This is a genomic window from Flagellimonas oceani, from assembly GCF_011068285.1.
Classification (GTDB): Bacteria; Bacteroidota; Bacteroidia; order Flavobacteriales; family Flavobacteriaceae; genus Flagellimonas; species Flagellimonas oceani.
In genome coordinates this window covers 49249-69983 of the sequence record NZ_CP049616.1, presented here as the reverse complement: position 1 = coordinate 69983, position 20735 = coordinate 49249, and the positions used below count along the sequence as shown (strand labels likewise).

Below are 20735 nucleotides of genomic sequence, written 5' to 3'. Positions count from 1 at the left end.
TCCAGCTTTCTATAAAGCGCGAGCTAATCCTTTGCCTCGGCACTCTTATATTCTTGTATTTTTTTCTCCAATTCCTCTTTGGAATCGGCCATCAGTTCTTTCGTTTCTTCAACAACTTCTCCGTTTTCGTTCGTGCTTGATGTAACAACGGCCTTATATCCACCATCCGAAGTATTGCTGATCTCTACACGGATTTCCTTTTCAATCGCTCTGGTTTCTTTCATCCCCTCTTCGGTAATGGTAATCATGGTGCCATCTTCTTTGGTGATGCCAACTCCATCTGCAGGAGAAAGGCTTACCAAACTAGGAGCAATTACCAAAGCAACTACGGACATCAATTTAAGCAAAATATTTAAAGAAGGGCCCGATGTATCCTTAAAAGGATCACCAACGGTATCTCCTACCACTGCAGCTTTATGGGCATCGCTACCCTTTCGGCCTTCGCTTTCAATGGTTTTTTTGGCGTTGTCCCATGCTCCACCAGCATTGGATTGAAAGATGGCCATAAGTACTCCGGCAGTGGTTACACCGGCCAAAAGTCCACCTAACATCTCGGCCCCACCGATAAAACCTACGGCAACCGGAACGGCAATGGCCAACAATCCGGGCAACACCATTTCTTTTATGGATGCTTGGGTAGAAATCTCCACACATTTTTGATATTCCGCTTTACCATCGGCAGCTTCAAAAATGGCCATATCTTCTTTGCTCGCTTTGGAAAGGTCCGAATCATACTTGCGCATAACGGCCAATGCAGCTTTCAATTCCGGTATATCCTTGAACTGGCGACGTACTTCCTCAATCATGGACATGGCCGCTCTACCCACCGCATTCATGGAAAGTGCGGAGAATACAAAGGGAAGCATCCCACCCACGAGGAGTCCCGCCATTATATCAGGTTGGGAAACATCAATGGATTTAACGCCAGCAGTTTTCATAAAGGCAGCAAAAAGTGCCAACGCCGTCAATGCTGCGGATGCAATGGCAAATCCTTTACCAATGGCCGCAGTAGTATTACCTACCGCATCCAATTTATCTGTTCTTTCGCGCACTTCTCCAGGAAGTTCTGCCATTTCGGCTATACCCCCGGCATTATCGGAAATAGGTCCGTAGGCGTCAACCGCTAGCTGAATACCCGTATTGGCCAACATTCCCACTGCGGCGATAGCTATACCGTAAAGACCTGCAAAATGGTGGGAAACGAGAATCGCTGCTGCAATCAAAATTATTGGAATTGCAGTGGACATCATTCCAACTCCAAGACCTGCAATAATATTGGTTGCGGAACCTGTTTCGGATTGACGAACGATGGAATTCACGGGTTTTGTTCCCGTTCCTGTGTAATATTCGGTTACTTTTCCAACTAACAATCCAGCTACCAAACCTGCAATGGTCGCCAAAAAAACACCCATAGCGGTAAATTCTCTTCCGCCTTCCATCCAAGATTCGGGAAGCATTGCATTTATGATAAAGTAAGAAGCTATCAGCATAAGGCCTGCGGAGCCAAATTCACCAATATTCAAAGCCGTTTGTGGGTTTCCACCATCTTTCACCCGTACGAAGAATGTACCGATGATTGACATTATGATACCCACGGCGGCCAGTGCCAAAGGCAAATACACCGCTCCAAGACCATCAAAAGCAGCTTGGAATTCGGGTAATCCTGCAAAAACAGCCCCAAGTACCATGGTACCAATAATAGAACCGACGTAAGATTCAAAAAGGTCGGCGCCCATACCTGCCACATCACCTACGTTGTCACCAACGTTATCCGCAATGGTTGCAGGGTTCAAAGGATGATCTTCGGGAATTCCTGCTTCCACTTTACCTACCAAATCGGCTCCCACATCGGCAGCTTTGGTGTAGATACCCCCGCCCACACGGGCAAAAAGAGCTATGGAAGATGCGCCAAGGGAGAAACCGGAAAGTACGTTCAATACTTCACCTAGTTCCCAGCCTTGTCCACTGTATATCATAAAAAGACCGCTCAAACCAAGAACACCGAGACCAACAACACCGAGACCCATAACGGCTCCCCCTGCAAAAGCGACTTCGAGCGCCTTGCCCAAAGATGTTCTTGCGGCGTTGGTCGTCCTTACGTTCGCTTTGGTAGCAACCCGCATACCAATAAAACCTGCAAGGGCGGAACAAATGGCCCCAACAATAAAGGAAACGGCCACCATACCGTTAGAGCCTGTTTCACTATTTCCTTTAAAGAAGAGCAAAACGGCCACAGCAATCACAAAAATGCTAAGTATTTTATATTCAGCTTTTAAGAATGACATTGCTCCATCGGCAATGTTCTTGGCAATCCTTGCCATCTTGGCGTCACCGACTTCTTGTTTTGAGATCCAAGCGTTCTTCACGAACACATACAGGAGGGCCAAGACACCAAATACAGGCAAAAATTTTACGATTAAATCCATAGGTTAGATTATTTAGAAATATTTAATGCCAGCTAATGTAGTAAAATACGAAGTAATAAAAAAAATGCGCCTTTAATTATTAAAAGCGCATTTTTTTAAAGTTATTGTTATGTAATTTATATGGTGTAAGCACGTCTCTTTTTGTGCTCACTATCTTCGTAGCGTTGAACGCATTCGTGATAGATTTGTATGGCCTCGTTCACATCGCCCCAACCGCCTGTGTCTACTTTCTTCTCTTCCAAATCCTTATACACTTGAAAGAAATGTTCAATCTCTTTTAATCGATGGGGATTCAATTCACTGATATCGTCCCTTTTGCTCCAAATAGGGTCGGAAACGGGCACACAGATTATTTTCTCATCCGGTCCTTTTTCATCGGTCATATGGAAAACCCCTACTGGCTTTACTTCCACGACCACCATAGGGTATGTTGGCTCGGTGCAAAGTACCAAAACATCCAATGGGTCACCGTCCAAAGCTAAGGTCTCTGGAATGAAACCGTAGTCTCCAGGGTACATCATTGAAGAAAAAAGGGTTCTGTCGAATCTAATTTTGTTGAGGGTGAAGTCGTATTCGTACTTGTTCCTGCTACCTTTTGGAATTTCTACAAGTACATCGAAAGTAATACGTGGTTTTTTAGACATGTTAGTGATATAATTTATGCTGCAAAAATAACCAGTATTACTGGAATAGACCACATAAATTGCAGGTTTCCTTTGAATTAAAAATTAAAGCCGAAGGTCCCTGTAATCCCAAAAGCACGGGCATCCGGATTTTCGAGGTAATTGCCGCGAAAGTTGAAATCTATCCGAAGTATTTTAAAAATATTTCCGACGCCAAAAGAATATTCCCAATACACTTGATCTTCGGGGGCCATTAATGGAATGTTCGTGGGAGCACTCAAAGCAATATTTTCTTCGGACAGTTGCCCCCATGCTCCTCTTACACCAACAATTTCCCGTAGATTGAGCTTTCGCAACAATGGAATGCGCGAAAATAATCTTCCGTTAAAGTTGTGTTCCAAATGGACCGTGGCATAGGTATCCGTGACAAACTCGTAGAAATCCAAGTTCGGAAACACATTGTATAACGAGAACAAGGTTTGGTTACCAGGAATCACGCTGAGCAGTCCCAAAGGTACTGTTCCAAAGGTTTTTCCCAGTTCCACAGTACTCGTTAACCTACCAAAGCCTCCAATTTGCCATGGCTGTTGATAGGAAAACTGTATTTTCTCGTAATCGAAATCACTTTCCAGAAAACCATCCACACCCTTGGTATACTTTAACACCAACGTACTGTAATCATCGTTGATATTGGAACGTTCCACTCCATAACCAATGGTCCGTTTGCCCGGGGTATAGATCAACGTGGTGTTCAGGTCAAACTGTTTTATTTCCGATGATATGCCAGAAGGCGATGCCGGGTCCACATAATCCAGACTAAAGGCCTCGGGCAGTGCGGAACTCAAGGTACGGAAAGAGCCACCTATATCTATTCTGAAGTTTTTTACCGGCTCCATTTCAAAGTTTAGCGTTGAAAGGTTGATGCTGGTCAAACGGTCATTGGAACCTACGGTCACCAAGGATGAAGAGGCAATGCTCCTTCCCATTACATCATTGGTACTGGTAAGACTCAGCCCCAATTGTTCAATATCCCGTCGATTTCCCCCGGAAACAATTAAACGATTCTTGCGGTCGAGCAAAAACTTTCCGGACACACCATATTTGAACTTTTTATCGGTAAAGCCATAGGCCGTATAACCTTCCAATCGCCATAAATCGTTTTGGCCAAAATACGTTCGGGCCCCGGCCCTTAACCGAATACCTTCGGCATCGTTATAACCAAAGGTGCTGTAAATGTCCCCGATATCGATGTTCCACTTGTCGATTTCGACGTATCCCGACCCCAAAATGCTGACAATATCGTAGTACGTCCGGAACTTGGGCACAGTTTTTAAGGTATCCAGCAATTTGAAGATTCCAGATTCGTCTTCGTTCAAACGTTCCAACCGGGCATTTTCCCAGAAAATACTGTCCTGCGAGAACACGCGAGGATCGTATGGGTCGGAAACGGCCTTATAAAAGTCCTCTGACCTAGGGTTGTTAAAATTATAATTATCAAAAACGGTGGTACGTTTTCCATATACGCCCCGCGATTCCTCTTTTTTTGAAAAACTAAAATCGCTCAGCATATAATCCCGCTTCAAGAGAAAAACAGAATCGCTCACCACTTCAAAATCCTGCTCAATGTAAATCTCCTTCACCCAGTTGATGTTGGCACTTTTGGTGACCTGTAAGTTGATTTTTTTAATGGCAAAGGTGGTATCGTTCACCCAAAAATCACCTTTAAAGGTAAGCTCGTTCTTACGGCGTGGGTAATAAATAATGTTATAGCACCACTTATCATCGATATAGGTACTGTCGGACAATACATAATTATAGACATCTATCCCCGTTTTGGACAAGGGACTGGTAAAGCTCTTATCAAAAAACTTAAGGTAATTATTGTAAATATCGTAATCGGAATAGAGATCTTCCACAAACGCTGTTATGGCTTGGTTACCGCTAAAACCTGAGTTTTTGTTGCCGAGTACATCCTCCTTTTCCTTACCGAGCACGTTGTCGCCGTATACTTTGGAAAAAGATTCGCTCAAGAACATGGGCAGATAAGTTTTTCCCGTAATTCGTGAAGTATCCAAGTCCTCGAACATAAACTCGAGCCCTTTGAAAAGTTTGCTTTTGATCAAAGCACTGTCGATGGTATTCAGGTCAAACTCTATTTTTTCGTATTTGTCATATTGGTACTGCTTGAACTTGCGCACCCCGTTCTCCCGCTTTTTCTCCCAAATTTTACGCAGAATGTCTATGGCCGGGTTGTTCTTCTTGGATTGTTTGCCCGTGTACACCACCACCTCCTGGAGCTGCTCGGTAGATTCGGTCAGCACAATTTCCATATTATAATTCACCTTTTGCTCCAAGGCAATTTCCTTCGTCTCATACCCTATAAAAGAAACCTTTACAGCATCATAGGTCGCATCGGATTCCATATAAAAACGGCCATTGTCGTTGGTTATGGTTCCTTCGGATGAATTGGTAAAAATAATATTGGCAAAGGCGATGGGCATCCCGGTATCGTCGGTCACTATACCCTCGATTTTGGTCTGTGCAAAAACACTGTTGATAAGTAAAAGAAAAAGTACGGAAAGTAATCTTCTCATAGGCAGATGTAAGGGACATTGTGGAACAGCACAACTGCTAGTTCCCATTTAACTCAGGTCAAATTTGGTTCAAAGTAATTTCTAATCAAAAAAATGTTCCCTAAATAATAAAGCCCCGTCAACAAAATTAACGGGGCTAATATACCTTAAAATATGCTTCTATAACTTATATAACACTTTCTTAACAGCCTTAATGACATCTTCGTGATTGGGCAACCACTCGGCCAAAAGTACTGGAGAGTATGGTGCGGGGGTATCCGCAGTGTTCAATTTTACGATAGGTGCATCCAAATAATCGAACGCTTTGTCCTGTACGTGATAGATAATTTCGGTCGCTACGTTTCCAAAAGGCCATGCTTCTTCAAGAATAACCAATCTATTGGTTTTTTTGACAGAATTGATAATGGTTTCATGGTCCATGGGACGAATGGTTCTTAAATCAATGATTTCGCAGCTAATCCCGTCTTTTTCCAATTCATCCGCAGCTTTGTAGGCTTCTTTGATGATTTTTCCAAAGGAAACAATGGTCACGTCCTTACCTTCTCTTTTAACATCGGCAACACCTAATGGAATAGTGTACTCGCCTTCCGGCACCTCGCCCTTGTCACCGTACATTTGCTCGGACTCCATAAAAATAACGGGGTCGTCATCGCGAATGGAGGCTTTCAACAATCCCTTCGCATCAGCTGGGTTCGATGGAACCACGACCTTAAGCCCTGGGGTATTGGCGTACCAGCTTTCAAAAGCTTGGGAGTGGGTTGCCCCCAACTGTCCCGCAGAAGCCGTAGGACCTCTAAATACGATCGGACAATTGAACTGCCCGCCGGACATCTGACGGATCTTGGCGGCGTTGTTTATAATTTGGTCAATTCCCACCAAGGAGAAGTTGAACGTCATAAATTCTATAATGGGCCTGTTGCCGTTCATGGCAGAACCAACACCGATACCGGCAAAACCAAGTTCTGAAATTGGGGTATCCAATACACGCTCCGGTCCGAACTCATCCAACATGCCTTTGGAGGCCTTGTAAGCACCGTTGTACTCGGCCACCTCCTCGCCCATCAAATAAATGGTATCATCTCTTCGCATTTCTTCGGACATAGCCTCGGCTATTGCCTCCCTAAACTGTAATGTTTTCATTGAATCGTACTAAATATTTATAGTCTGCTTAAAAACGCAAGCAAAAATAGCAAAAACTACCCGAAACTCGCCTGACCAAAATCCAAAAAAAGAACAAAATTTATTATGCATGCATAATAAATTTCGGATTTTTATAATTATATTTGAGCAGATAAACCTAAAGTATATATGAAGATTTTAGTTTGCATTAGCAACGTACCGGATACTACTTCCAAAATCAATTTTACGGAAGGCGATACCAAGTTTGACACAAACGGGGTCCAATTTGTTATTAATCCCAATGATGAGTTCGGACTCACACGTGCCATGTGGTTCAAGGAAAAGCAAGGTGCCACGGTCCATGTAGTGAACGTGGGCGGTGCCCAAACCGAGCCCACCATTAGAAAAGCCCTGGCCATTGGTGCCGATGAGGCCATTCGAGTGGATGCAGAGCCAAAAGATGGTTTTTTTGTCGCCCAACAGTTGGCCGAAGTGGTCAAAAATGGGAAATACGACCTGATCATCGCAGGTAGGGAATCCATCGACTACAATGGTGGTATGGTTCCCGGAATACTCGCCACGTTGTTGGACATGAACTTTGTGAACACCTGTATCAGTCTCGAAATCGATGGCGATACCGCAACAGCAGTTCGTGAAATCGATGGTGGTAAAGAAAAAATCAGCACTTCGCTTCCACTGGTGATCGGTGGACAAAAAGGGTTGGTAGAGGAAAGCGACCTTCGTATCCCGAACATGAGAGGTATTATGATGGCCCGTAAAAAAGCATTGAACGTGGTAGAGCCCGTTGATGCCTCACAACCCACACAGGATCAAAAATTTGAAAAGCCCGCCGCCAAAGGACCCGTTAAATTGGTCGATGCCGGCAACGTCGGAGAATTAGTGGAACTACTGCACAACGAAGCAAAAGTTATCTAAACAAGAGAAAAGATTATGTCAGTATTAGTATATACAGAATCCCTAAAGGGAAAATTCAAAAAAAATGCCTTCGAAGCAGCCTCTTACGCACATAAAGTGGCCCAAGATTTAGGCACAACCGTAACCGCGGTCTCTTTTAATGCCGAGGACGATGCCTCATTGGGAACCTACGGGGTTTCCAAAGTCCTGAAGGTATCGGATGACTCCTTAAAAACCTTTAATGCCAAGGCCTATGCCGATGTATTGGAGCAAGCTGCAAAAGCAGAGGATGCCAAAGTGATTATATTGAGCTCCAGCGCAGACAGTAAATATTTGGCCCCGATTTTATCGGCTAAATTATCTGCTGGATATGCACCCAATGTGGTAGCTGCCCCTGAAAGCACTTCACCATTCGTGGTTAAAAGGACTGCTTTCAGTAACAAAGGGTTCGCTATGACGGAAATCTCGTCAGATATTAAGATCGTAGGAGTTTCCAGTAATGCCTTCGGTGTTGTTGAAAACAATGTTTCCGCTTCGGTGGAAGATTTTGGCCCATCATTGAGCGATAACGCATTTTCCGTTAAATCGGTGGATGTAGATCGTGTGGTCGGAAAAGCCACCATCGCCGATGCCGATATCGTCGTATCTGGCGGTCGAGGACTAAAAGGACCCGAAAATTGGGGCATGGTTGAGGAATTGGCCGATGTTTTGGGTGCGGCGACCGCATGTTCCAAACCTGTTTCGGATATGGGATGGCGCCCGCATAGCGAGCACGTTGGTCAAACCGGTAAGCCTGTGGCCAGTAATCTTTATATAGCTATCGGAATTTCCGGGGCCATTCAACATTTGGCAGGTATCAACGCATCCAAAGTAAAAGTGGTCATCAATAACGACCCGGAAGCACCTTTCTTTAAGGCTGCAGATTACGGAATAGTCGGGGATGCCTTCGAGGTAGTGCCCGAACTCATCGAAAAATTAAAAGAATTTAAAGCCCAAAACACTTAAATTTTGTTAATTTGCCCATTGCAAGGGGCTGTTCAGATAACTGGTAAAGCCACTTATTTGGACGGCCCCTTTGCTTTAGGAGGAGATATATGAGTTTAGTACGATTAAAAATAAAGGGGATTTCATACAGCCAAACACAAAATGGCGCATACGCCCTTATTTTAAATGAAGAGGAGGGAGACCGTAAACTTCCCATTGTTATAGGCGCATTTGAAGCACAGTCCATCGCCATTGCTTTGGAAAAAGAGATAAAACCGCCCAGGCCTTTGACCCACGACCTGTTCAAGAATTTTGCGGACAGGTTCAAAATTGTGGTCAAGCAGGTGATCATCCATAAACTGGTGGACGGCGTTTTCTATTCCAGCATCATTTGTGAGCGCGATAACGACGAAGAAATCATCGATGCCCGCACCAGCGATGCGATTGCACTTGCACTGCGGTTCAACGCCCCCATTTTTACGTACAAGACCATTTTGGACAAAGCCGGTATTTTCCTAAAATTTTCTTCCAAAGAGAAAGAAGAGGACGAGGACGACAGCATTATGGTCGATGAAATCCTTCAAGAAGGAGAGGCCGTGGAGCTGGAATCGGGTTCCGACACCCACGGGTACAGAGAAATGTCCCTACAAGAACTCCATAAAGAATTGGACAATGCGGTGGCCAGCGAAGACTACGAAAAAGCTGCCAAATTGAGGGATGAAATTTCCAAGCGTAAATAAACGACCAACATACATGGCGAAAAAGACCCAAAGTTTACTGATACTTTTACTTCTTTGTTCGGTCGCTTTCGGCCAAAATTCATTGCCTTCAGATTCACTCAACGTTGCCATCGGCTCCACCATTACGGACAATATTTCCGTACAGGAAACTGCAGAGATCGTTCCCAATCAAGGTTTTACCATTACCACATTGCTTCGCGGGGCGTTGGGAATGGCCGTTCTGATTCTGATTTCATTTTTGTTCAGCTCCAACAGAAAAGCCATCAATTGGAAAACGGTCGGAATCGGTTTATCATTGCAGATCTTAATAGCCATTGGGGTGCTCAAAGTCCCCTTTGTACAATATATTTTTGAACAGGTCGGAAGCATTTTTGTCAGCATCTTGGACTTTACCCGTGCCGGAAGCCAGTTCCTGTTTGAAGGCTTGGTGGTGGACATGGACACCTTTGGTTATATTTTCGCGTTTCAAGTTTTGCCCACCATTATATTTTTCTCCGCATTGACTTCCGTGCTTTATTACTTGGGTGTGATTCAGGTAGTGGTAAAATGGATGGCATGGTTGCTTTCCAAAAGTTTGGGTATTTCGGGAGCGGAAAGTCTTTCCGTAGCGGGCAACATCTTTTTGGGACAGACAGAAGCGCCCCTGCTCATCAAGGCCTATCTGGAAAAAATGAACAAATCCGAAATCCTTTTGGTGATGATCGGCGGCATGGCCACGGTTGCGGGAGCTGTTCTGGCGGCTTACATCGGATTTTTGGGCGGTGACGACCCCGAACTTCGTTTGGTATTTGCCAAGCATCTTTTGGCAGCATCCGTAATGGCCGCGCCGGGCGCCATTGTTATTTCAAAAATATTATATCCGCAGACCGAAAAGGTCAATACAGATGTAGAGGTGTCTTCCGAAAAAATAGGTGCCAACATTTTGGATGCTATCGCCAACGGCACCACCGAAGGTTTAAAACTCGCCTTGAATGTTGGGGCCATGCTTTTGGTCTTCGTGGCCTTTATCGCCATGATCAATGGAATCTTGGGCTGGGTCGGAGATCATACCACTTTCAATAACTGGATAGCCGCCAATTCCCCGTACACCGAATTTTCCTTGGAAGCCATTCTGGGGACCATATTTGCCCCGCTCATGTGGCTCATTGGTGTCGCCAACGAGGACATTATGCTCATGGGGCAATTGCTTGGGATAAAATTGGCCGCAAGCGAATTTGTCGGGTACATTCAATTGGCCGATCTTAAAAATGTGGCAAGCGGTGTTCACTTTACTTACAACAAATCCGTGATCATGGCCACGTACATGCTCTGTGGTTTTGCCAACTTTGCTTCCATCGGCATTCAAATCGGGGGAATCGGTTCTTTGGCCCCGGGTCAACGCCAGGTGTTGTCCGCTTTTGGAATGAAGGCCGTTTTGGGCGGGTCATTGGCTTCCTTGTTGTCCGCTACTATTGCCGGGATGATTTTGGGGTAGATGCTTTAAGGTTAAGGAAGCTAAAGAATAACGCGTCAGTTCGAGTGATTTTTGGTGGTTGAGCGAAGTCGAAACCAAAGAAAATCGTATCGAGAACAAGCGGAATATCTTTTAAATTCTAACTCTCGATACAATTTTTCTACGTTTTCCCTCGAAAAATCACTCGAGTTGACAAATTTTGTAATCAAACAGCAAATTAAAATTACACCAAACCAGTTAATAAACTCTTCATAAGTCTTTTGGGATTTTGTTTCAAAAACCTACCCATTGCAGTAATTTCGATGGATTGATTTTTTGTCATACCGAGCTATATCCCTGAGCATAGTCGAAGGGGGTGTTGAAATGACCTAAGTTTAATCGGATAAGATTTCTCGATACCATTTTCCGCCAGCGGAAAATCACTCGAAATGACATCAGTAACGGAACAGGCAGCATGAAACAGTACCACGACCTTCTAAAACACGTATTGGAACACGGAAACCAAAAAGGGGACCGTACAGGAACAGGAACCTTGAGCGTTTTTGGCTATCAGATGCGGTTTGACCTCTCTGAGGGCTTTCCCATGGTGACCACCAAAAAATTGCACCTCAAATCCATTGTACATGAATTGTTATGGTTTTTAAAAGGGGACACCAATGTGGCCTATCTGCAAGAGAACGGTGTGCGCATCTGGAACGAGTGGGCCGATGAAAACGGTGACCTTGGTCCTGTGTACGGGCACCAGTGGCGCAATTGGAACAGCGAGGAAATCGACCAGATCAAGGAAGTGGTAGAGACCTTGAAAAACAACCCGAATAGCCGCAGGATGCTCGTTTCTGCTTGGAACCCCAGTGTAATGCCGGACACTTCGGTATCTTTTTCGGAAAATGTGGCCAACGGAAAGGCAGCCCTCCCGCCCTGCCATGCCTTTTTCCAATTTTATGTGGCGGATGGCAAACTTTCTTGCCAGTTGTACCAGCGTAGTGCGGACATCTTTTTGGGGGTGCCTTTTAATATTGCGTCCTATGCGCTGTTTACCATGATGATGGCCCAAGTTTGCGGCTACCAGCCCGGGGATTTTATCCACACCTTTGGTGATGCCCACATTTACAACAACCACATGGAGCAAGTGGAACTGCAATTGAGCCGCGACCCGAGACCCTTGCCCACCATGCAACTGAACCCCGAAGTAAAGGATATTTTTGACTTTACCTTTGACGATTTTGAGCTCCTGAACTACGACCCACACCCGCATATTAAGGGGGTTGTGGCGGTGTAGTCAGAAAATTGTTTTCCGTTTAAAATTATTATGAAAGCAGCGCCTCATAAATTTTATTCATTAAAATGGTCATGAATCTATTCAAAACTAAAAATGAACGTATTAAGGATATTTTAATTGACTTTGTATATGACCATTGCTACAATGAAATAGTACAACGGATGGAGGGTGATGGCAGCTCAATCACATATGACGACCCATCAGCTCTTAAAGAACCGAGAACAGAGCGCTTTGTCGAGCAATTAACAAATTCAAAACAATTCAGAGCCTATTATACCACAAGAGGCACTGAGTTCTGTCAAATAATATCTAATAAACAGGAGTTGGCATTTGGACTATCTAAACGACTCCAAAATTCAGGATTTAAGATTGGCAATAAGCTAGATAAACAAGTTCAAAAAGTTCGAAAGGAGCTTATTATGAAGAGCTATTTTATAGAGGGGAATCCTATCAAATCAAAAATCAAACTAACTGAAAAAGGATTAAGACATTATCTTGATGGGAAGTCATTTGAAGACCAATACTTAAATCGTAGAAACTCCAATATTGCAATAGTAGTTAGCATATTTTCAATTTTGATTGCGATAGCATCTTTATTTATAAAAAGGATTGATTAAAATATGCCTAAGCTAGCATGAATCTCCTGGCTCGCACCAGCCATTATTTTTCGAAGAAATCATTTTCTTAGCTCCAAAGTTATCTTTCTTAAAGCAGTTACCACATTTCGCATATCTTCTTTGGAAAAAACATCTTCCTCCACATAAAAAAGCATTTCAATGCCCAAATCCAAAACTTCGGCCAGTTCAACAGGAGAGGCGTAGGCATCTTCAAACAATTCAGAAAAAAATATAACAGTAGTATTTTTATCAAAATCCTTCATTGTCACAAGAAAATATGACCCTAAAGTAGTTGATAATTTTAATTTGTCATAATATATTATGACGTTTCTTCTATTTTATCTGGTCAATTTTGTTTTGTTAGGAAGCATTCAATGTTGACAAAGCAGGAATTATCAATAAAAATCGGGAATCGAATCAAACAGCTCAGAAAGGAAAAAAATATTTCTCAAGCTGAGTTGGGAAGATTATGCGGTCGCGATAAACAACATATCGAACTCATCGAAAACCACAAAGTTTCAGCGAACACTTACACGTTATACACTATTGCAAATGCACTTGAAATTGAGTTTATAGAACTGTTCAAGTTTTAATTCCAAAACAATAAAAACCATGAAACCCCAATATGGCAAGCCTCTTGGCTCATACCAAGAATGCTAAAATGCGTACACAAGCGAAACACCTGTCCACCGACAAAGGCAGGCTCACTAAAGCAAGTGTGAGCCGATTAAAATTGTACTTTTGTTTCAAACCGAACTAATGGATTCAAAAACTTCCAAATTGGAATTAATTCAAGGGAAAATAGAAGATTTTTGGAATGAATTATCCATAGAGCTACAACAAGAGATAAAAGAAGGATTAACGGAACTCGACCAAGGAAAAAGGATTTCATACGAATCGTTTATAAATAAAATTTGTAGCTAACAGTATTTATCCAAATTTTCGGAATTCAAACTTTCAAAAACATACAAACCTAGTATCCCATGAAACCCATCATCACCCTATTTGCCGCACTGTTATTTGCCAGTTGTGGCGAAGAACCCAAAAAAGAAACCACCGAAAAAGAGGAAGAAGAAACTGTAAAAGCAACAGAAGAAGTGAAAGGTCCGCAATTACGCCACGTAGTATTGTTCAAATTTAAAGACACTTCCTCCGAGGAGGAGGTTAAACAAGTGGAAGATGCCTTTAACGCATTGCCCTCCAAAATTTCTGAAATTAAAGGCTACGAATGGGGCACCAACAACAGCCCGGAGAACTTGAACAAGGGACTTACCCATTGTTTCTTTTTAACCTTTGATAGCGAAGCCGACCGAGACACTTACCTTACCCATCCCGATCACCTGGCCTTTGGCGACATTGTAGGCCCGCATATTGCCGATGTAACAGTTGTGGATTACTGGACCAAATGAAAACAAAAGCCTAAACATCAATAACTTATCAGTCTATAACGCAAAACCGAAGATTTTTCCTCCTAAAAACTAAATAAATTACCTATATTTTAGGCATAAATTAGACGATAACCTAACCATTATCAACCTCCAAACCAATGAAAAAAGTTGTCCTTACTCTGTTTACGTTTTTAATTTTAAATTCCTGCAGTTCCGATTCAAGCCTTAATGTAATTGAAGAAGAGAATATAATCGAGGAGGAGAATGTAGAACCTGAAGAGCCAAATGAAGAAGAAAGTGAAACCGAAGAAGAAGAGCAGTCCATTTCAATAGAAGAAAGGCAGGAGTTTTTAAACATTTTGTCAGGTGAAACTTTGACCGTTTGGAAAATAGAGTCTGCAACCCGTACCAATACTACCGGTTCTACTGATATATCGGAGAACGTAAGCATTCAAGATGATGAATTTATTTTTGAAACCAGCACAAATGGTACACAAGATTACGTTTCCGGCGCTCTAACATGGAAAAAAAGAAAAGGGTATGATCTTATAGAAGGAACTTCCGATGATAATTACTATTCGCCCGAAACATTCAACTTCAATATTGACGAAAAAGGGGAGCTAATAACATCCAATCTAAAAATCACGTTAGACGAAAACGAAACCGTAAAAGGAACGCTATTTACAGACAACAATCAAAACGATGAAGCTTTTATAGAGTTTAGACTAAAGAAAAAAGTTAACGAGGACTACAAAACAATACCATCTTCCCTAAACTTTAATTACTTAAATGACTTTGATTTTATTTTAAGCTACAATTTAAGTACAGGTTTCAATGCTAGCTATAAGACCAACAGCCTTTATCTTTCATACAGATTCCAAAACCAAACCAGAAATGTATACAAATACAGTCTTAACGACCAGTCATTAAACTCAATACAAATTCCATTTTCACAAAGCGAGTTTGTCTCAAGCAGGCTTCATTTTCATAATAATAAGTTGATTGTTTTTGGCAGTGGACATATCTGGGAAACAGACTTAAACCTTAATGAGTTGATTACTGCTATACCAAATGGGCTGGAACAAAATCTTTCTAGGTCGGGAACGGCATCCGTTGATTCCCAAATTTATGCTTTTGGTGGTGAGCTAGAAGCTTTGGGAGCCCCTTTGGTTCCCCTTACCATTCTAAAGTACAATAACGACCTTCAAGGATTTCAACAAGAATACGTTTCAGATTCTCCTCGACGATACACCCAGGGCACCACAATTGACGACAACTTATACATAGTTGGGGGCCAATACTATCCCACGGATTCACCCACCATATATTTACCAAACATTTTAGTCTATAATTTAAGAAGTAAATCCACTGAATTTATTAACCTTAATTTTGATTTGGGATTTACCTCGGCAGCTCGATTTGAAAACCTTTTGTTTTTTGCCGGGCAAATTCCCTCTCCTGAAAACAATGGGGTTCTATATCTTGGAGCTTATGACACCTTTACAGGGAATTTATCCGAAATACCTATTACAATGGAAAACCTAAGCAATAATGATGCAAGAATCGTTGCGATGACCGTGCTAAAAAAGAAACTATATCTTGCTATACAAAATTCAGGCACTATAACTACCCAGGTTGTTGATTTAAGCGGGATATAATTTGATGTAGACAAAATTAATCCGCCACCAATTTTGGGGCAAACTGATGGCGGATAGTGTTTTTTAAACTTCCAAAACGGCATTTTCGGTGCCGGCGTAATCGTTCCATTGGTAACGATCTGCCTCACCATCGTTGGTATAGTTGCCGTCTATCAAATATCTAAACTCGTAGCTGTTCTCCACAGGTAGTTCGAACGTACCCTTAAAGGTTCCGTTCTTCAATTTTTTTAAGCCGCTCTTTTTGGGATTCCATTTATTGAAATCGCCAACTACTGCAACGGTCTCCGCCTCATCTGCAGGAACCGTAAAGGTTACTTTGCAAACAGGCTTGCTCTTCAGGTATTGTTTTTTAATTGCCATGGTACCGAAAATTTTAATTTCAGTACAAAACAATACATAAAACCGTTTATTTACAATTAGTTAGAACCGATTTATCAATTTGATAAAATCCACCTAACCGAAGGATTACTTTTAGCAAATAAGATCGGCGTTTTTTACCAATTATGATTTTGACGCCCAGCGCTTTAGAAGTGTTGCGATAACATCTATTTCCGCCTCGGTGTTATAAAAATGAAAGCTCAATCGAATGCCTCCGCCCCGTGGCGAGGCCACTATGTTTTCTTCGGTGAGTTTATTGAAGAGATTCTCGTCGCCCTTTATATTGAATATGGTGCTGTGCCGCTTTCTTTTGATAACTGCAGGCTCCAGTAGATCAAGCTCCGTAAATGCCGTCATTGCTTTTTTTGACAGCTTTTGCAGCTGGGCCTGCACATTTTCAGGGCCTATTTCGTCCAAAAAATTGACCGCGAACTCCAAGCTCCCAAAATTGAGGGAATCCAAATGGCCCGGTTCCAAGAACTTGCAAAAAGTAATGCTGTCCCGTTTGGAAGCATCGTTGTTTACGGAACCATTGCCTATCCCCCGAAGCTCAAACCGGTCCATGACCGCATCCTTCACCAAGAAAAATCCGTTCCCATACCCTGCTAGCATCCATTTGTAGGCACTTGTCCCCAAAATATCGATTCCCGATGCCTCAAAATCGAAAGGCTCGGTACCACAATATTGGGTGCCATCGGCCAAAATCATCAGGTCGGGAAATTCCTTTTTCAAATCCTTCAAAAAATCAAAATCAATACGTACCCCATCTACCCATTGCACCAAACTTAGCGCAAGAATACCGATATCACCTTTCTTCACCTTGGCATGGATGCTTTCTTCCATATTTTCATCCGCATCCACATAATCCCGATCAAAATTTCGTGTCTCGAACGGCCAATTTACACTGGGATAATCCTTGTTGACGAGCAATACTTTTTTATCCTTGGGCAATCCTTCCAGCAACAGGTTGAACCCCAAAGTAAAATTGGGCACCATAGCTACATTCTCGGATTTGCAATTGAAAAACTTGCCAATGGTCTTCTTGATCTCCGGCATGTGGGCAAAGCCCTTGTTCTTCATCTCGCTTCCTCCGATCAGATAATCCAGGTCGTGCCCTTGTCTCCATTCCATCAAATCTTCACTCAACAGACCTGCGGATGCTGTATTGGCATAAACATAATGGTTAAGCACGGGGAATTTTTTTCTTAGGGTTTGCATATCGGGATTTTTGGATACAATTCAATTATCTTTGTTGATAAAGATAGCCATTCCATGTTGTCATTTGGTAAAAAGAAGAAGTCGGAAATAGATTTGGAGCAGCACGAACTTTTGGAGAATGCCCATAAGCGCATCAAACAAAAGAAGCGACTGTTCTCCCACTTCGTAATTTTCTTGATCGGAAGTATTTTTTTGATTCTTGCCAACAAAGTACTCAAGTACGGAGAGACTTACGATTGGTCCATTTGGATCGTACTGGCTTGGACCCTTTTCTTGGTCCTGCATGTCTTCAATGTTTTTGTGACCCACAAATTCATGGGGCAAAATTGGGAGCGCCAGCAACGCGAGCGATTGGTAAACCTTCAAAAAAAACGTATCGGCGAGATCCAAAAGGAAATAGAAACGGACTTTCCCCTTTCCAAGATCAATAAAAAAAAAGATCAATGAGAAAATTGATCATTATTGCGGCGGCGGCCGAAAACAATGCCCTTGGCAAGGACAACGACTTGGTGTGGCATTTACCGGACGATTTTAAACGTTTTAAAAACCTGACCTCTGGACACAAGATCATTATGGGCAGAAAGACCTTGGAGAGTTTTCCAAAACCTTTGCCCAACCGCACCCATATTGCCATTACACGGGACGAAGATTACACACCGAAGTTTCCCTGTACCATTGTCCACTCATTGGCGGATGCCATTGCCTTGGTCGCGGACAACGAAACTGCCTACATTATCGGGGGCGGGGAAATTTACAAGCAGTCCATGGACCGCGCTACGGATATTGAACTCACACGGGTGCACGGCACCTTTGAGGCCGACGCTTTTTTTCCCGAGATCGATGAAGAGCAATGGGAGTTGGTCAAGGAGGAGCATCATCCAAAGGATGATCGTCACAAATACAGTTTTACCTACCTCACCTACAAAAGAAAATAGGGTCTTAAAAATCCTTAGAAGATATCTGGGCCGTAGGGTCGTCGACCAAATCTTTCAAAACCTTTACATCTGCATTGGTATAAAAGATATGATCGGGGCGATTTTCGCTGTCCGATAGCAGATTGTTCTGTTCCAGAACGGCCTTGGTTTGGCGCGCCACGGCCTCTCCAGAGTCGATAATATTGATATGTTCCGGGAGCATTTCCCTCAAAACAGGAATCAGATAGGGATAGTGGGTGCATCCGAGCACCAAACAATCTATATTCTCTTTGAGCATGGGATCCAGGAAAGTCGCCAATAGGCTTCTCATCTCCGGGGAATCAATTTTGCCGGCCTCTATCAGTTCCACCAAACCCTTTCCTTCCTGTTCCAAGACAGTGATGCCTTCGGCGAAGAGTTTGGAAGTATTGTGGAACAAACTACTGGATAGCGTTCCCTTGGTGGCCAATACCCCTACCTTTTTTGTTTTGGTCTGAAGGGCAGCAGGTTTGATCGCCGGTTCAATACCAATAAATGGAACATCGTAATGTGAACGGAGATGATCTATGGCGTTTGTTGTGGCGGTGTTACAGGCCACTACAATGATCTTGCTCCCGGCGTTGAGCAAATACTCGGTATTTTTTATACTGAGGCTTAGAATCTCTTCTTTTGACTTTTCACCATAGGGGGCATTGGCGCTATCTGCCAAGTAGATGGTGTTTTCGTTGGGCAGCATCTTGGCCACCTCTTTCCAAATGGAAGTACCCCCTACCCCTGAATCGAAAATGCCAATTGGTTTTTGCATGATTAAAAATAGTGGCTTAAATTTTTATGGCATAAAAAAACCGCTTTAAAAAAAGCGGTTTTTAAATAAAATATTGTTGACGGCAAGGTTTAGAAACCCAACTCCTTTTTTACATCTGCCAAAAGGTCTGGACCTTTTGCTACGATCAAGCTCAACCCTGGGCTGGCATCGATTACGTAATCGTAACCTTTGGCGGCTGCTACTTTTTCGATAGCTGCTTTGGCCTTGTCAGAAATTGGAGCGAACAGTTCCTGTTGCTTTTTCTGCATTTCCTGCATGGCCGCTTGCTCTGCTTCCTGAATGTTTTTTTCGAACCCTTGAAGCTCAACTGCTCTTTGTTCGTTCTCTTCCCTTGTTTTGGAAGTAGCTTCGTTTTGGTACTGGGTATACTTGTTTTGAAGCTCTGTCATGGAGCTTTGGATGTCCGCTCTGTAGGTTTCCTGTAATTTCTTCAATTCGGCCTGTGCAGCCTTCATCTCCGGCATATCAGACAATAGTTGCTGTACATTGATGTGTGCAACTTTGCTCTGTGCATTTACAAAACCCGTAGCCGCAACAAACAATACTAGGGCTACAGCGATTCTTTTTACATTTCTCATGATTCTCAACGTTACTTTTTTGACTTTAAATTTAGTGTTTCAATATAAACTATCCTATTGAATCCTTTTGTTGTTCTTGCGCTTTTTTTCGCTCTTCCAATTTGGCTTTTCGCTGGGCCTCGCGCTCTTCCAATAATTTTTTTCTTCTTTCTTCGTATGCTTTCTTTCGTTCTTCTCTTTCCTTTAATTTTTCGGCTCTCCGCTCATCTGCCGCCTTCTCCCTTTCCTCAAGGGCCTCTTCGGCCTGTTCCTGCCTTTCCTTGAGCGCATCGCTTATTTGGTCTTCCTCTTCTTGGAACTGATCCAAGCGGTTTTGTTGTTCTTGTTTTTTATTGGATGCGCTTATTTTTCTTGTGCGTCCTATCTCCCTTAAAACCAAGTCACTTATGTCGTGTCTTTTTTCGGAGTACAACATTACAACATCTGCGGATTTATCAAAAATAAAATCGTATCTTTTATTGGTGCCGATTTTTTGTACTTCGTTGAAAACTTGGTCTTGAATGGGCTGTATCAACAATTGTTTTTGCAGCACCAAATCCCCTTGCGGTCCAAAACGGTCTTGCTGGTAGTCCAACATTTCCTTTTCCAATAGCTGGATTTCCTCTTCCCGCTCCAAAATCAGTTCATCGGTCAGGAGCACTTTTTCGGCCATCAAATCTTTTTTCATTTGTTCGATGACGCTTTGCTTCAGCTCGATATCCTGCTTCCATTTTTGTGCCTTGGTGTTCAATTGTTCCGTGGCATCCCTATACTCCTCCACATTTTCAAGGATATATTCCATATCCACATACCCTATGCGCACACCGCGTTGGGAAAACCCATAAAAGGATGTCAACAAAACGACTAATGTTAAAAGAACTTTGGTATTCATCTTTGATTCCGCATTTTACATAGAAAATATCGTGCCAAAATTACTAATTTATTCAAAATGAACTATTTGATAAATAAGAAATACACGTTTTTCATAAATTAAAACTGCTGCCCGATGATGAAGTCCGTTTACCGATCACTTGCCCCATATTGAA

At 42.7% G+C, this 20735-nt stretch carries 22 protein-coding genes; 12 read left to right on the top strand and 10 right to left on the bottom strand.

What is annotated here, in order from left to right; genetic code table 11:
* Positions 1–23 precede the first annotated feature (23 nt).
* The 4 genes from GVT53_RS00315 to GVT53_RS00300 all read right to left on the bottom strand — a co-directional run bounded on the left by GVT53_RS00315 (position 24) and on the right by GVT53_RS00300 (position 6783).
* On the bottom strand, positions 24–2426 hold the full coding sequence (locus tag GVT53_RS00315) for a sodium-translocating pyrophosphatase (RefSeq protein WP_166246916.1): 2403 nt from the start codon (positions 2424–2426) through the stop codon (positions 24–26).
* A 116-nt stretch (positions 2427–2542) separates the two neighbouring features.
* Positions 2543–3070, bottom strand: coding sequence for an inorganic diphosphatase (locus tag GVT53_RS00310; protein ID WP_108244825.1), 528 nt, complete (start codon positions 3068–3070; stop codon positions 2543–2545).
* Between the two features lie 77 nt (positions 3071–3147).
* Entirely contained in the window at positions 3148–5643 is a 2496-nt protein-coding gene (locus tag GVT53_RS00305) for a DUF5686 family protein (protein WP_166246915.1), read from the bottom strand.
* Positions 5644–5802: 159 nt separating this feature from the next.
* The gene (locus tag GVT53_RS00300) at positions 5803–6783 is read right to left on the bottom strand and encodes a pyruvate dehydrogenase complex E1 component subunit beta (RefSeq protein ID WP_166246914.1); all 981 of its coding nucleotides are present in this window, start codon (positions 6781–6783) and stop codon (positions 5803–5805) included.
* Between the two features lie 168 nt (positions 6784–6951).
* Between GVT53_RS00300 and GVT53_RS00295 the strand changes: the two genes are divergently transcribed.
* The 6 genes from GVT53_RS00295 (at position 6952) to GVT53_RS00270 (ending at position 12750) form a co-directional block, all read left to right on the top strand.
* Positions 6952–7698, top strand: a complete 747-nt coding sequence (locus tag GVT53_RS00295; protein WP_166246913.1) for an electron transfer flavoprotein subunit beta/FixA family protein — start codon at positions 6952–6954, stop codon at positions 7696–7698.
* A gap of 15 nt (positions 7699–7713) precedes the next feature.
* A complete protein-coding gene (locus tag GVT53_RS00290) occupies positions 7714–8682 on the top strand; it encodes an electron transfer flavoprotein subunit alpha/FixB family protein (protein WP_166246912.1) in 969 nt (322 codons plus the stop codon).
* An 89-nt stretch (positions 8683–8771) separates the two neighbouring features.
* A complete protein-coding gene (locus GVT53_RS00285) occupies positions 8772–9401 on the top strand; it encodes a bifunctional nuclease family protein (protein ID WP_108244830.1) in 630 nt (209 codons plus the stop codon).
* Between the two features lie 13 nt (positions 9402–9414).
* Entirely contained in the window at positions 9415–10875 is a 1461-nt protein-coding gene (locus GVT53_RS00280; RefSeq protein ID WP_166246911.1) for a NupC/NupG family nucleoside CNT transporter, read from the top strand.
* A gap of 433 nt (positions 10876–11308) precedes the next feature.
* Positions 11309–12133 carry a thymidylate synthase gene (locus GVT53_RS00275; protein WP_166246910.1) on the top strand — a complete coding sequence of 275 codons (825 nt, stop codon included), beginning with the start codon at positions 11309–11311 and terminating at the stop codon, positions 12131–12133.
* Positions 12134–12204: 71 nt separating this feature from the next.
* A complete protein-coding gene (locus GVT53_RS00270) occupies positions 12205–12750 on the top strand; it encodes a hypothetical protein (protein ID WP_166246909.1) in 546 nt (181 codons plus the stop codon).
* 59 nt (positions 12751–12809) lie between these two features.
* On the opposite strand, the gene GVT53_RS00265 is transcribed toward GVT53_RS00270, so the two are convergent.
* Entirely contained in the window at positions 12810–13013 is a 204-nt protein-coding gene (locus tag GVT53_RS00265) for a hypothetical protein (RefSeq protein ID WP_166246865.1), read from the bottom strand.
* Between the two features lie 111 nt (positions 13014–13124).
* On the opposite strand from GVT53_RS00265, the gene GVT53_RS00260 reads away from it, so the two are divergent.
* From GVT53_RS00260 to GVT53_RS00245, 4 genes are all read left to right on the top strand, one after another.
* A complete protein-coding gene (locus GVT53_RS00260; RefSeq protein WP_240905106.1) occupies positions 13125–13343 on the top strand; it encodes a helix-turn-helix domain-containing protein in 219 nt (72 codons plus the stop codon).
* A 166-nt stretch (positions 13344–13509) separates the two neighbouring features.
* Positions 13510–13674 carry a hypothetical protein gene (locus GVT53_RS00255; RefSeq protein ID WP_166246908.1) on the top strand — a complete coding sequence of 55 codons (165 nt, stop codon included), beginning with the start codon at positions 13510–13512 and terminating at the stop codon, positions 13672–13674.
* A 59-nt stretch (positions 13675–13733) separates the two neighbouring features.
* Positions 13734–14159, top strand: coding sequence for a Dabb family protein (locus GVT53_RS00250; protein WP_166246907.1), 426 nt, complete (start codon positions 13734–13736; stop codon positions 14157–14159).
* A 137-nt stretch (positions 14160–14296) separates the two neighbouring features.
* Positions 14297–15796, top strand: a complete 1500-nt coding sequence (locus tag GVT53_RS00245; RefSeq protein WP_166246906.1) for a Kelch repeat-containing protein — start codon at positions 14297–14299, stop codon at positions 15794–15796.
* Between the two features lie 63 nt (positions 15797–15859).
* Here the strand turns inward: GVT53_RS00245 and GVT53_RS00240 are convergent, their stop codons facing one another.
* Positions 15860–16156: an isoamylase early set domain-containing protein gene (locus tag GVT53_RS00240; RefSeq protein WP_108244834.1), complete on the bottom strand. Its 297-nt coding sequence runs from the start codon at positions 16154–16156 to the stop codon at positions 15860–15862.
* A gap of 141 nt (positions 16157–16297) precedes the next feature.
* Positions 16298–17392, bottom strand: a complete 1095-nt coding sequence (locus tag GVT53_RS00235; protein WP_166246905.1) for an aminotransferase class V-fold PLP-dependent enzyme — start codon at positions 17390–17392, stop codon at positions 16298–16300.
* A gap of 54 nt (positions 17393–17446) precedes the next feature.
* Between GVT53_RS00235 and GVT53_RS00230 the strand changes: the two genes are divergently transcribed.
* Positions 17447–17839, top strand: coding sequence for a 2TM domain-containing protein (locus GVT53_RS00230; protein ID WP_166246904.1), 393 nt, complete (start codon positions 17447–17449; stop codon positions 17837–17839).
* Positions 17836–18327 carry a dihydrofolate reductase gene (locus tag GVT53_RS00225; RefSeq protein ID WP_166246903.1) on the top strand — a complete coding sequence of 164 codons (492 nt, stop codon included), beginning with the start codon at positions 17836–17838 and terminating at the stop codon, positions 18325–18327. Before GVT53_RS00230 ends, GVT53_RS00225 begins: the two co-directional genes overlap by 4 nt.
* Positions 18328–18331: 4 nt before the next feature.
* On the opposite strand, the gene murI is transcribed toward GVT53_RS00225, so the two are convergent.
* The 3 genes from murI to GVT53_RS00210 all read right to left on the bottom strand — a co-directional run bounded on the left by murI (position 18332) and on the right by GVT53_RS00210 (position 20581).
* Positions 18332–19111, bottom strand: a complete 780-nt coding sequence (gene murI / locus GVT53_RS00220; protein ID WP_166246902.1) for a glutamate racemase — start codon at positions 19109–19111, stop codon at positions 18332–18334.
* An 89-nt stretch (positions 19112–19200) separates the two neighbouring features.
* Entirely contained in the window at positions 19201–19710 is a 510-nt protein-coding gene (locus GVT53_RS00215) for an OmpH/Skp family outer membrane protein (protein ID WP_166246901.1), read from the bottom strand.
* Between the two features lie 49 nt (positions 19711–19759).
* The gene (locus GVT53_RS00210) at positions 19760–20581 is read right to left on the bottom strand and encodes an OmpH/Skp family outer membrane protein (protein WP_166246900.1); all 822 of its coding nucleotides are present in this window, start codon (positions 20579–20581) and stop codon (positions 19760–19762) included.
* Positions 20582–20735 lie beyond the last annotated feature (154 nt).